The following is a 13519-nucleotide window of genomic DNA, read 5'->3' as shown; positions in this document are numbered from 1 at the left end:
TGTTGCTGCTATTTCATCCAATGCCAGGCCAGCCTGAGTACGGGTAAGGAATCGACATTTTGACTGAAAACACAAACTTCTATGTATATGCGTGATGCTTGTCACGGCTATTCACCAAAGCGCTTCACAATTAGTTCGCAAAGTAAAAAAATTAGCATGTTGTTGAATTCTGGAGCGCCCTATGTATATGGCTCAACCAGGCCATATTGATCACATCAAACAGGTCAATGCTGGCCGTGTATATAAACTTATCGATCAAAAAGGTCCCATTTCTCGTATCGACTTATCGAAAGAGAGTGAACTCGCCCCCGCCAGCATTACTAAAATTACCCGCGAATTAATTGATGCCCATCTGATTCATGAAACGACGGTCCAGGAAGCGATCAGTCGTGGTCGTCCGGCGGTCGGATTACAGGTCAACAACCAAGGCTGGCAGTTTTTATCCATGCGTCTTGGGCGCGGTTATCTGACCATCGCGCTGCATGAACTGGGCGGCGAGGTGTTGATCGATACAAAAATAGACATCCATGAAATTGACCAGGATGACGTTTTGCAGCGTCTGCTGTTTGAAATTGACGAATTTTTTCAGACTTACGCCGAGCAGCTCGGACGGGTAACCAGTATCGCGATTACTTTGCCGGGTCTGGTCAATTCAGAGCAGGGTGTGGTGCTGCAAATGCCGCATTACAACGTGGAAAATCTGGCTCTCGGTGAAGCGATTTTTCAGGCGACCGGCTTACCGGTCTTTGTCGCCAATGATACCCGTGCCTGGGCATTGGCAGAAAAATTGTTCGGTCATTCCAAAGATGTCGACAATTCAGTACTGATATCAATTCACCACGGCTTAGGTGCTGGTATTATTCTTGACGGCCGGGTCCTGCAGGGCAGACACGGCAACATCGGTGAACTGGGGCATATTCAGATCGATCCGCACGGCAAGCGTTGTCATTGTGGCAATATCGGTTGTCTGGAAACGGTCGCTAGTTTCTCAGGCAATTCGTGAGCAAGTTACCGAGCGCATTGCGGCCGGAGAAGCCTCGTGTCTGAGTGAGCAGGAAGAGATCAGTATCGAAGACATCTGTCTGGCAGCGGCCGAGGGCGATCCGCTAGCGGTCGATGTGATTGAAAAGCTGGGACGTTATCTGGGTTCGGCGATTGCCATCGTCATCAACCTGTTTAACCCGGAAAAAATATTGATTGGTGGTGTGATTAACCAGGCGAAGAGTGTTTTGTATCCGGCCATCCAGCGCTGTATCGAAGAACAAAGTCTGCCGGTTTATCATCAGGATTTACAACTGGTGGAATCACGTTTCTACAAACAGGCGACCATGCCGGGAGCTGCACTGATCAAGCAGGCGTTATACGATGGTTTGTTGCTGATGAAAGTGGTCGAAGGGTAAGTTTTTCTTCGTTTTTTCATCTCTCCGGTTTACATTTGCCACTCTGATTATATTTACCTGCGTGAATATGGCTATACTGTGTAGCGATGTCATGTGTCTATTTATTGGGATTTTGTATGTCGGGTATTTTGAATACGGTCGATCAGCGTACCAATCTGGTAGGTGAGAACCGCCTGGAATTGTTATTGTTCAGTCTGAATAGCCGCCAGGTGTTTGCTATCAATGTGTTTAAAGTTCGGGAAGTGATTAAAGTTCCGAAAACCACAAAGATGCCAGGCTCTCATCCTAACATTATCGGTGTCGCCTCTTTACGGGGGGTATCAGTACCGATTATTGACCTGAGGCAGGCGATTGGTTTCCCGCCATCGCGCGAGGAAAACCCGGAGCAGAACCTTATCATCACCGAATACAACCGGACCGTGCAGGGTTTCCTGGTCGGGCAGGTGCGTAATATTGTTAATACCGCGTGGACCGAAATTCAGCCGCCACCAAAATCGGCCGGGCGTTCGAACTATCTGACCGCGATTACCCAAATCAAAGAACAGGATCAGACCAAGATCGTCGAGATCATTGATGTGGAAAAAGTGCTGGCCGAAATCATTGAGTATGATGTGTCGATCTCCGAAGAGGTTCTGGATCCGACCCTGGTCAATGAAATGGTCGGTCGCAACGTTCTGATCGTGGATGATTCCTCGACAGCGCGCAACCAGATCAAGGGGACTTTGTCTCAGCTCGGTCTCAACATCATTGAATGCAGTGACGGCCTGGAAGCGCTTAATTTCCTTAAGGGGTTGTGCGATAAAGGTAAGAACATCAACCAGGAATTGCTGATGTTGATCACCGATGCAGAGATGCCGGAGATGGATGGCTACAAGCTGACCTATGAAGTACGTAATGACCCGCGTATGGCCGATCTGTTTATTACTCTGAATACCTCGTTAAGTGGCAGCTTTAATGAAGCCATGGTGCAGAAAGTCGGTTGTAACCGATTTATCTCCAAGTTCCAGCCGGATTTGCTGGTGGAAGCGGTGCAGGATCGCCTGCGCGAACTCATTTAAGCGCTATTTGCAGAAGCTATTTTTAAAGCGCTGATATTCAGCGCTTTTTTATTACCAGCTTGTCAGTGGAAATCGCGTGAACGGGTCTGTAACTGCTCCAGCTTAGGGGTCAGATCGATAAGACGTCCGGCGATGACGTGAATCACACTGCCTTCCCGCTCTAATATCCCTTTTACCATCAGCATCTTAGCACCGATGTAAGCACTTTTTTGTGCCCGTGCGGTAGCCTGCCATACCACCACATTAATATTGCCAGTATCGTCTTCCAGAGTGAAAAAGGTCACGCCAGCGGCGGTGCCCGGTGACTGACGACCCGTGACTACACCGACCACGGTTACCAGAGACTGATGAGCCAGACCCGTCAGATCGCGCTGGCGAGTAAAGCGCCCCAGTTTCTCCGGCCTGGTCAAGCAGGGTGACCGGATGCTGAGTCAGCGACAGTCCTAACGCGGCATAGTCTTCCAGCAGGGTGTCGAAATCACTCGGCTGGTGAGCCAGCGGCGGCGCTTCTTCTTCCAGGTTGGCAAACAGCGGCAGATCGCTGAGTGAGTCCATTATTGCCCAGCGCGTGGCATAGCGGTTATCGGCGATAGCGTGCAGCGCATTGGCTGAAGCCAGCGCTTCGAGATCGCGCTGGTTAAGCGCACAACGTTTCAGCTGCCCCGGATGATGAAAGCCCTGAGGCGGGCGCTGCTCAATGAGTGCCTGAGCACCACCCGAGCTGAGCCCTTTAATCTGGCGCAGACCCAGCCGTATTGCCAATTGCTGCTGATGCTGCACGACCTGATGATCAATGGCGGAATGGTTAACACACACCGGCAGGACACAGATGCCATGGCGACGGGCATCCTGAATCAGCTGTGAAGCGCTGTAAAACCCCATTGGCAGGCTATTGAGCAGCGCGGTGTAGAACGCTTGCGGGTAATGGTACTTGAGCCATGCGGAACAATAGGCCAGCACGGCAAAAGACGCTGAATGGCTTTCCGGAAAGCCGTATTCACCAAACCCACAAATCTGTTGATAAATCCGTTCGGCAAAGTCTTGCTGATAGCCGCGTTGTCGCATGCCATCGACCAGTTTGTGTTTGAACTTGGCCAGTTCGCCGTTTTTTTTCCAGGATGCCATGGCGCGGCGCAGTTGATCGGCTTCACCGCCGCTGAATCCGGCGGCAACCATGGCCAGTTTGATCACCTGCTCCTGAAAGATAGGCACACCCATGGTGCGTGTCAGCACCGCTTCCACCTCTTGGGACGGATAGGTGATGGGCTCAAGGCCATCGCGCCGTTTGAGAAACGGGTGCACCATATCTCCCTGAATCGGCCCGGGTCTGACAATGGCGATTTGGATCACCAGGTCATAATAGCAGCGCGGTTTAAGGCGCGGCAGCATGCTCATCTGTGCGCGTGATTCTATTTGAAATACCCCGACCGTATCAGCACGCTGAATCATGCCATAGACATTGCTGTCATCCTGCAAACGGGTGATAGCGGCAATGCTCAGACTGCGCTGGTGGTGCTCTTCAATCAGGGCAAAACATTTTCGAATTGCAGTCAGCATGCCCAGCGCCAGGACGTCGACTTTAAACAGTCCGAGACTTTCCAAATCGTCCTTATCCCACTGAATAATGGTGCGCTCCGGCATGGCGGCATTCTCGACCGGCACCAGCTCGTGCAGTGGTCCGGAAGAGATAACAAAACCGCCGACATGCTGAGATAAGTGACGAGGAAAACCGATCAGCTCACTGACCAGTTCAATAAACTGTTCACCTTTGAGTGATTGCGGCTCCAGCCCCAGTTCGGTCAGTTGTGCCTGCCAGCCAAGGGCTTTATCCCGTCGATTGACGTTTTTGATAAAAAAGTCGAGCTGTGCCTGATTGATGCCGAGTGCCTTGCCGACATCGCGCACCGCACTTTTAAAGCGATAGGAAATGACGGTGGCTGCCAGTGCGGCTCGCTCACGGCCATATTTTTGATACAGGTACTGAATCACTTCTTCACGGCGTTCATGTTCAAAATCGACATCAATATCGGGCGGCTCGTCGCGTTTCTTTACTGATAAAACGTTCGAACAAGACACTGATCTGGCGCGGATCAACCGAGGTGATTTCCAGGCAGTAGCACACCACGGAATTGGCCGCTGAACCACGGCCCTGATAGAGAATGCCACTGCGTTTGGCAAACATCACAATGTCATGGATGGTGAGAAAATAGTAGGCCAGGTTAAGCTCATTAATCACAGTCAGCTCTTTTTCGATCAGCTCATCAATGTCTTGCGGCACACCGTCCGGGAAACGCAGAGTTTTACCGCGCGCCACCAACTGACGTAAATAGGCGATTGGCGTCGTATCTTGCGGCACCAGTTCGCTGGGGTAATGATAGTGCAGCTCGCTAAGCTGAAACTGGCAGCGCCTGGCAATCTGCACACTCTCTGCCAGCCATTCGGCGGGAAACAGCTTGCTGAGTTTATTCTGACTGCGCAGTGCCCGCTCTGTATTGCTCAGCAGATGAGCCTGCACTTTTTCCAGCGGCTGGCTATGTGAGACGGCGGTCAGCACATGTTGCAGGGGCAAGCGGGTTGCGCTGTGCATCAGCACGCCACCACAGGCGGTCAGCGGCAGAGTCAGTTGCTGGGCAAGTTGCCGGCAATGGCTCAGATATACCTGATCCTGCGGGCCAAGATGGCGCTGTACTCCAATCCATAACCGGCCGTTGTGATGCTGTGTCAGCCAGTGTCCCCAGTGAGTGTCACGTTGATGATGTCCCGGCAACCATACCAGCAGGCAGTGGCGCGCGGACATTACATCCCATTCGGACAATTGATAGTGGCCTTTTTCGCTGCGGCGGCGGGCGTTGGTAATGATGCGGCACAATTCAGTGTATGCCTCGCGATCCGGGCACAGCAACACGAAGCGGCACTCATCATGGAGCGTAAATACGCTGCCGACAATTTGCCGGATGCCAAGCTGATGCTGCTTGATCGCTGTGTGAGCACGTACTACGCCGGCCAGTGAGCATTCATCAGTGATGGCAATCGCATCATAACGCAGAAAATCAGCCTGCATCACCAGCTCTTCCGGATGGGACGCGCCGGTCAAAAAAGAGAAATTACTCTGACAAAACAATTCTGCGTAAGCCATGCTGCCTCTTCAATTTAAACAGGTTGTGAAGTTAACTGAACTGCCCGTGCACAAACCACTGCTGTTCGGGGGTACGAAATACCCATAACCAGCGTCCCTGAGGAGTGCGGGCAATGAAATAGTCACGAATAATGTTGTGGCCGTCCCACCATCCGGTCGCGATGCGCTCCGGACCATGGATAAGCGAGACCGGTTTCGTGCAGTAGTTGCGGCTCAGGCAGACGCAGACTGGGCCTTAAACGGACGCCGCCGTTATTCCGGGCTGCCTTGGCCGCTTGAGTGGTTTCGTTTCCCGGGCTGAATGGCTGATCGGCGGTAAGATAACGACTGCGTAGCTCAGGGCGGGGATCGTCACTTAACTGCAGTTTACATACTTGATCTGTACCCAGTTTGGCCTGTAAAACAGTGATCAGTTCTGCGGGGCTCTGCTGGCCCTGGCGGATCCGAAAAAAATCGCCGGGCGTCTGCTCGGCCAGGCCGGAGCGAATGACTCGCAGACTGAGGCTGAGTACCGGCCGTGCCAGTTGCAGCGACTCCATATTCAGGCGGCACAACAAGGCCCACTTTTGCGCCTGATATTCCCCTTGCGCGGAAGTAAAGCGCATCAGTTCACTGGTGTTATCACGCTGTTGCAGCGTCAGCTCCAATTCAAACGCGACCTGATTACGCAGGGTGAGAAAGGCTTCCAGGCGCTTGAGCAGGCGCTGGAGGGGCTTTTCCAGCCACTGTACATTGTCTATCTCATACAACAGATCGAGATGGGCATGAAAAGCCTGCGGCGGATGATAAAAGCTGAGCGGGTGTTTAAAGCGTCCGAGCAGGCGGCCGACATAGTTGACCAGGTCGATATCAAAACGGCGGGCTATCTCTTGCATGGGCAGCGCCAGCAGGGCCTGAATATCGCGCATCCCCACCCGGGCCAGTTTGTCGATCTGCTTGGCATCCAGCTCGGTAGCACTGAGGGGATACTGCTCCAGTCGCTGGAGCAGCGCTTGCTCTTCGCAGCAGATCCAGTCGGCAGCGCTTTTGGCGAGTAACATCGCGGCAAGAGGAGAGAAACCGCTGGCGTAGTGATAACGCACCTGACGCTGGTTCAGATGCTGACTCAGTGCCTGCCAGTAATTATCCAGTCCGGCGTACAGCGACAGCATATTGGTTACTCGCAGCAGCAGTCCCTGCGGCGGACAGAGCACGATATCGCACGTCAGCAGATACAGCCACTGAGCCAATTCCTCAATTGCTTGTTGCTCTCTGTCCGCTTCATACGGGTAGACCTGAAGGTCGCTGCACAAGGCCGCCGCACTGCCAAGTCCCATGCCCGGTATGATGCCCTGCTTAAGCGCGGCCTGACTGGCCTGCACCACCTGATGAGCAGGTCCGTCGACGATTATCACCGGTGCGGCAGCCCGGTCTGCTGCTGTTGCAGACGCAGCCTGTGCCGTATCTGCGGACATGTTCTCAGCGGGCATACTGACGGCCGTCATATTCTCGGCTAAGGGGGCCTCCGCAAACATCGTATCGAGCTGCAGGTTAGGAAAATGCAGATAGATCCATAGAGTCATGGTCAGCCCTGTTTACGCAGCGGAAATGGCACAACCACCGAGGATGGCAGCGGCAGAGCAAGATGCGACCAGCGTTCTGCCATCGAGAGCGCAAACGCACCCAGCGGCCAGCCGCCTTTACGTTTTGGTACCCGGATTTCAAGCCCCTGCGGATGAGGGCTCAAAGTTAACGTGAGAGTGACTGGTAGTGAAAACAGGCTATCTTGCGCCGAACGGAAGATAAAATTAAGACAACTTCCGGACTCGCAGGCGACTTGCAGGCGACGGGCGTGATGCACTTCCAGCTTATCCTGCCACAGCAGAACCTGACTGCAGGCTCCGCTTCTGGCACACTGTTCAGCTGACCATAATGCTTCTTTGGCTGATTTTGGCGTCACAATGAGTACGTTTTCGATGTTAATTCCGTCATTTTTCAGACTTTCAGCATCGACAATGCCCGGCGGATTGATCAGCACGGTCAGGCGCTCACCATGTTGCTGCAGGTAAGGATACAGCAGGCGCAGTTCACCAATCCCGCTCTTGGACTGGATATCAATTACACCGTGTGCCGGAAAACCGCCGCACAGTTTGCTATCCAGTTCGCTAAAGCCGGTTGAATGGGCATCCGGCTCAGTCTGGGTTTGCGAACCCTGCCAGAGCCAGTGTTTATTTTTGAGGTGTTCGATCAGTTCATACATAACAATTTACCTGTATATATATACAGTATATTTTGTTGTGTTGAACATTCAAGAAAAATGTCGGCTCTGAAAAACACAAAGCCCTGCTCATAGAGCAAAGCTTTGAATTAATAAGATCTTTTGTGACTTATTTTTTTGGCTGCGCGTCGATACATTCGCCGTGTACAGCTTTGCCTTCCGGCGCCATCAGGTACAGATAGAGCGGCATAATATCGAGTGGTGTCTTCAACTGATTAGCATCTTCCGCCGGAAATGCTTTGGCGCGCATGCCGGTACGTGTGCCGCCCGGGTTGATGGCATTGACACGAATCCGGGTATCGCTCAGCTCATCGGCCAGCACCTGCATCATGCCTTCGGTGGCAAACTTGGAAATAGAATAGGTGCCCCAGTAAGCGCGGCCAACGTGGCCTACGGTTGAGCTGGTAAACACCAGGCGTGCATCGTCTGATTTGTGCAGCAGTGGCAGCAGTGCCTGGGTCATCAGGAAACTGGGCTCTGACGTTGACCTGCATCACTTCATCAAAAGTCTCTTCACCAATTTGATCGAACGGGCTCAGCACACCCAGCAGGCTGGCATTGTGCAGCACGCCGTCCAGACGACCAAACTGACCTTCAATCGTATCGGCCATATCGAGATAATTCTGTTTGCTCGCGCCTTTCATATCGAGCGGAATGATGGCCGGTTGCGGGTAGCCTGCGGCTTCGATTTCATCGTAAGTCTGTTCAAGCTTTTTCACTGTGCGGCCGAGCAGGATCACGGTCGCGCCGTGTGCGGCATAAGAGAGTGCCGCTTGTTTACCGATGCCGTCACCTGCGCCGGTGACCAGAATGACTTTATCTTTGAGGGCATCTGCAGAAACTGAATAATCCACGTTACGTTTCCTTATTCTTATGATTTGCTTTAAGTCTTCGTGACAAGGTGGTTACAATACACCAATTCGCATTGAAGAGGATGAACACATTGGAATTTTTATTAGACTACGGCCTGTTTTTGGCCAAGATTGCGACTGTCGTCGTCGCTATCGTGGCAGTGTTAGTCATTGTTAAATCCAGCGGCGGAAGACAAAGCTCAGCCAAAGGTGAACTGGAAGTGACGAATTTGACTGAGCAACATAAACAAACCGTTGAGCAGTTGGAATCGCATCTTCATGACGACGCCTTCCTGAAAGCCCGCCATAAAGCGGACAAAAAAAGCGAAAAGGAAAAAGCCAAGGCACGGGAAAAAGAGATCAAAAAAGCGGCCAAAAGTGGTGAACTGGAGGCGAAACATGAGCCTCATCTGTTCGTACTGGATTTTCACGGCAGCATTGATGCGAAAGAAGTTTCAGCGCTGCGTGAAGAAGTCACCGCGATTCTGGCGGTGGCTAAACCCGGCGATGAAGTACTGCTGCGACTGGAAACCGGTGGTGGCATGGTGCATGGTTACGGCCTGGCGTCATCTCAGCTGGATCGTCTTAAAGCAGCCGGCCTGCCGCTGACGATCTCGGTCGATAAAGTTGCTGCCAGCGGTGGTTACATGATGGCGTGTATCGCTGATAAAATTGTGTCTGCGCCGTTTGCGATTGTCGGCTCCATCGGGGTGGTCGCTCAGTTGCCAAACTTTAACAAGCTGCTGAAAAAGCACGATATTGAGTTTGAACAGCTGACCGCCGGTGAGTACAAACGTACTCTGACCATGTTTGGTGAAAACACGGATAAAGCGCGTGATAAATTTAAGCAGGAGCTGGAAGAGACTCATGTTCTGTTTAAAGATTTTATTCGTGAGCATCGCCCGGCGCTGGAGCTGGATAAAGTCGCCACCGGTGAACACTGGTTTGGTACTCAGGCCAAAGAACTGGGTCTGGTCGATGAGATCAAAACTTCAGACGATCTGATAGTTGAAGCGTGCAAAGACAAAACCGTACTGGCTATCCATTACGTGCAGAAGAAAAAACTGACCGCCAAACTGGCTGGCGCAGCCGCTGAAACTGCAGATAGTGTGCTGCTGAAACTGGTCAGCCGTGGCCAGCGTCCTATCGTGTAACCCACACCAATATCCATATGAAAGCGCCTTCTTGAGGCGCTTTTTTTATCGGCGCAGAACCATAATAAACGGTAATAAACGGGACACACGGTTGTGGACGGTGTTCTTAACCGACTGGACAGGCGTGTTCCTGCTGATACGGTGAAATGGGTGTGAGCCCAAGAAAAAAATTAAATATTCAAGCAACTTATCTTAATTATTTTATTGATTGATTTTATTGCTTTAAATAAGATACGTCGACTAAAGTTAATGATAACAATTATCATAATTATTTTTATTGAGGTAGTGGTGCGTAATTATCTGGGTTTTATGCTCTCGGCGGCTGTGCTTTCGGGGTGTGGTGATGCTTTAAATGAACAAGACGCTGACGAGAATGTTTCAGCAGCGGACATCACCTTTAGTGTGACAGTGTCAGAAAATTTACAGGCGGTGTTTGCCAATGCTTCGGTGAGCGCCAGCCAGATAGAGTCAGGCCTGACTTATCTCAGTACAATGGACTCAGATGCGCTGGCCACATTTTCTGTGGCGGCTTATGACAGTAATGATCCGCTGGAAATTACCATCAGCAATGGCAGTCAGGTATTGAAAGGCTTGTCGAGCAGTACCAGCGTGATGGTGGCTCAACAGGCCCGGACAGAACAAAATAATATCGCCGTGACGATTACGCCGGAATCGACCGCGCAATTTGCCTACCTCGATACGGACGCGGACGGCAAACTCAGCAGCAGCGAACTGACTGACCGAACCATGAAGTTGGCGCAAGCGGAAGAAGAGGGCTTACTTTATGTCGTCGCCGCGATGGAAATTTATGCCATCAATGGCTCGGTGGAAGGAACACAAAGTCACAGCAGTTATCAACTGGCGCTGGATATGTATCGCTCTGAAAACCTGACTAATCTGGTTAAAGTCAGTAACCAGAGTGCGATAAAAGCGATCATGGATCGTGATTATCCGTCAGCGGTGTCAGTGGGTGATCCCAACCCGGAGTCGGAAGATTTCTTCCGTATCGACCAAGCCGGTAATTTGCTGACCTCACAAAGTGCTGATTATGCTCAGGAACCGTGGAGCTGCGTGGATGATCTGCGCAGTCGTTCCAGACCGTTACGTAATTACGGTTACGGTGTCAACATCTGGCACTATCCGGATGCTGCCAGCGCCAGTTTGTTTCAGGAGTGGGCCGAGGTGGAAGAAGGCATTCAGGACTTAAATGATCAGGCCATGTGTAATGTGGTGAACTGGTCTGTGCCTACGGTTGAAGAGCTGCAGTCCGTGATTGAGGATAATCAGGTCCAGTATCCGTTGTCTTTTCCATTTATGAACGCTGCTTATTATTGGGTCAACCGCGACAATTCGCGCGCGACGCTGGATGCGGCTATTTTCGATGTGGCCAGCGGCGCGATAACTGCTGATGTTACAATGAGCAGTGCTGCTGTTATTTATAAGTCGTTTACTCGTCTCGATAAAGATAGCCTGCAACGTCAGACCGACCAAACCAGTGATGAAATCAGTCAGGCATACGCAGAGGTTACGGCTCTCTACGCCAGCCGCGATCCGGCGACCTGGCCTGCACCGAGTGTGGATGACGGAGTCACATGGACGCCGCTTGGTCAGTTGCCGGCAGTCGAATATCCCAGTGATAATCCGTATTCTCTGGCTGCCCATAATCTGGGTAAACGCCTGTTCTTTGATGCCCGGCTATCACAAAACCGGGACATTTCCTGCTCCACCTGTCATGCGCCGGCGCAGGGCTGGGATGACAACCTCACCGTCTCTGTCGGCCATGAGGGGCAAAAGGGCACACGCAATGCGCAAAGCATCATCAATGCCGCCTTCCAGCATTCACTGTTCTGGGATGGGCGAGCAGCCAGTCTGGAAGAGCAGGCGTTGCAACCGATCGCTAACCCGATAGAGATGAACCTGTCTCTTGAGGAGCTCGAAGCCCGTATTCATCAGGGTGACTTTGCCGATTATCAGGCCGATGTGCAGGCGGCGTTCGGACAAGATCAACTGACCACGGAGATGATTGCTCAGTCACTGGCTACTTTTCAGCGTTTCTGTGGTCTCGCGTGACAGCAAATTTGATCGTTTCCTGCGCGATGAGACTAATCTGACTAACCGTGAGTTATGGGGGCTGCATCTGTTTCGCACTAAAGCCAAATGCATGAATTGCCATTCGGGCCCTAATTTTACCAATAATGAGTTTGAAGATATCGGCTTATCTGATTACGGCCGCAGCAATCAGGATCTGGGGCGCTACGCCGTGACTCTGGCAGCGGAAGACTCCGGCAAATTTAAGGTGGCATCGCTGCGGGAATTGTTGCACACCGCACCGTATATGCACACCGGCCGGTTTGATTTAGAAGAAGCCGTCACCGCCTATAACAATGCGATGGGTGTTCATATTGTTTCCAGTAAGCTCAAAATCAATGAATACCGCTATGACCCTCTGTTCCCGCCGGGATCCGATAAATTGCATGTTTTGAGCCTGACCGCTTCGGAAATTACCGCCATCGTTGATTTTCTTGAAACCTTAAGCAGTGATGAGCCGCCACTGGTTAACTGATGGCGATGGGTTACAGTCCCTGATGCTGGTCAGGGACTGTTATGCCAACCACGGATATCAGTGCTGTCTTTATCTGCTGGTATTAGTGAGCGTCATGCTGTTTGAGTCGATAGTCGGCAGAGTAACTGAATCAACCAACTGACTTTGGCCTCTTTTTCACGCACTTTATGCCAATATAATTTTATCTGGAAGTCTGGGATAGCGATGGGCGGTTCACGATAAATCAGACCGATCGAGTCGCTCACCGTCTGAATATACACTTCTGGTATCGCGAGAAAATACGGGGTGTTTTTCAGCAAATAAGGGGCACTGAGCACGCTGGGCAGTGTCATCGCTACCTGGCGTTTTTTGTTTATTTTTGCCAGCGCACTATCGACAATTCCTCGTGACTCATTCCAGGGAGTCACAAGAATGTGCGGATAGTCCAGAAAGTCTTCAATCCGCAGCCCTTTCCTTACATCGGCCATTTTATGTTGTCTGTCCATGGCAATACAGTAACGACCTGAGCTCCAGACCGCATTACCGATATGGGCAGATTGTTCCGCTGCATGGTCAAATCCTAACGCCAGATCGACGTCTCCGGATTCAAGTTTTTCTGCTGGGATCTGTTCACTACTCTGCACGACCCGGACACTGATATTCGGGTAGTGTCTGGCAAGGTAAGCATTCAATTCAGGCAATACACACCAGATACTGAAATCGTAGCCGGAAATAATGAACTGATGTTGCCCGATGGCTGGTTCAAAGGGGACGGCATTATTCAGGCCGGACTGCAGCAAATTGACAGCCGGTAATACCGATTCCGCCAGTAACATGGCGCGCTCTGTTGCCACCATTTTGCCGTTAATACGAATAAACAGCTCATCATCAAGTCGCTCACGCAGACGAGCCAGACTATGGCTGCAGGCCGACTGGCTGAGATGCAGTTTCTCTGCCGCCAGGTGAACAGACTGTGTCTGATAAATGTAATAGAAGACCTTGATCAGATTGAGGTCCAGATTTTCCAGCGTCGCCATAAGCTTCCTTCATCACCTTACCGAGTATGTGAATATGATGCAGATTAGATATGAACACAATGCACTTAAATCATAATGTTCGGG

6 protein-coding genes and 4 pseudogenes are annotated in these 13519 nt (G+C 51.5%); 5 read left to right on the top strand and 5 right to left on the bottom strand.

Annotated elements, in window-relative coordinates:
• The first annotated feature begins 181 nt into the window (after nt 1-181).
• Both ABDK09_18555 and ABDK09_18550 read left to right on the top strand, forming a co-directional pair.
• A pseudogene (locus ABDK09_18555) lies at nt 182-1400 on the top strand (ROK family protein).
• 116 nt (nt 1401-1516) lie between these two features.
• Nucleotides 1517-2458, top strand: a complete 942-nt coding sequence (locus ABDK09_18550; GenBank protein ID XAW88952.1) for a chemotaxis protein CheV — start codon at nt 1517-1519, stop codon at nt 2456-2458.
• 62 nt (nt 2459-2520) lie between these two features.
• Here ABDK09_18550 and ABDK09_18545 read toward each other — a convergent pair.
• From ABDK09_18545 to ABDK09_18530, 4 genes and pseudogenes are all read right to left on the bottom strand, one after another.
• Nucleotides 2521-5594: pseudogene (locus ABDK09_18545) on the bottom strand (error-prone DNA polymerase).
• Nucleotides 5595-5625: 31 nt separating this feature from the next.
• Nucleotides 5626-7156, bottom strand: a pseudogene (locus ABDK09_18540) (DNA polymerase Y family protein).
• Nucleotides 7157-7158: 2 nt separating this feature from the next.
• The gene (gene imuA, locus ABDK09_18535; GenBank protein ID XAW88951.1) at nt 7159-7833 is read right to left on the bottom strand and encodes a translesion DNA synthesis-associated protein ImuA; all 675 of its coding nucleotides are present in this window, start codon (nt 7831-7833) and stop codon (nt 7159-7161) included.
• 127 nt (nt 7834-7960) lie between these two features.
• Nucleotides 7961-8705: pseudogene (locus tag ABDK09_18530) on the bottom strand (YciK family oxidoreductase).
• Between the two features lie 89 nt (nt 8706-8794).
• On the opposite strand from ABDK09_18530, the gene sohB reads away from it, so the two are divergent.
• The 3 genes from sohB to ABDK09_18515 all read left to right on the top strand — a co-directional run bounded on the left by sohB (nt 8795) and on the right by ABDK09_18515 (nt 12419).
• Nucleotides 8795-9856, top strand: coding sequence for a protease SohB (gene sohB, locus ABDK09_18525; protein XAW88950.1), 1062 nt, complete (start codon nt 8795-8797; stop codon nt 9854-9856).
• A 288-nt stretch (nt 9857-10144) separates the two neighbouring features.
• The gene (locus ABDK09_18520; GenBank protein XAW88949.1) at nt 10145-11926 is read left to right on the top strand and encodes a cytochrome c peroxidase; all 1782 of its coding nucleotides are present in this window, start codon (nt 10145-10147) and stop codon (nt 11924-11926) included.
• Complete coding sequence (locus ABDK09_18515) at nt 11880-12419, top strand: hypothetical protein (protein XAW88948.1); 540 nt, start codon at nt 11880-11882, stop codon at nt 12417-12419. Before ABDK09_18520 ends, ABDK09_18515 begins: the two co-directional genes overlap by 47 nt.
• Nucleotides 12420-12511: 92 nt before the next feature.
• Here ABDK09_18515 and ABDK09_18510 read toward each other — a convergent pair whose 3' ends face one another.
• Nucleotides 12512-13435, bottom strand: a complete 924-nt coding sequence (locus tag ABDK09_18510; protein XAW88947.1) for a LysR family transcriptional regulator — start codon at nt 13433-13435, stop codon at nt 12512-12514.
• Nucleotides 13436-13519 lie beyond the last annotated feature (84 nt).

Source organism: Vibrio sp. CDRSL-10 TSBA, from assembly GCA_039696685.1.
GTDB lineage: Bacteria > Pseudomonadota > Gammaproteobacteria > Enterobacterales > Vibrionaceae > Vibrio.
The sequence above is the reverse complement of the archived record's forward strand: the minus strand, read 5'-3'. Positions and strand labels throughout refer to the sequence as shown.

What these genes read in the sequence shown, in the direction of transcription:
- ABDK09_18510 (XAW88947.1), bottom strand. Translation starts at nt 13,435, where the DNA reads ATGGCGACGCTGGAAAATCTGGACCTCAATCTGATCAAGGTCTTCTAT.
- imuA (XAW88951.1), bottom strand. Translation starts at nt 7,833, where the DNA reads ATGTATGAACTGATCGAACACCTCAAAAATAAACACTGGCTCTGGCAG.
- ABDK09_18550 (XAW88952.1), top strand. Translation starts at nt 1,517, where the DNA reads ATGTCGGGTATTTTGAATACGGTCGATCAGCGTACCAATCTGGTAGGT.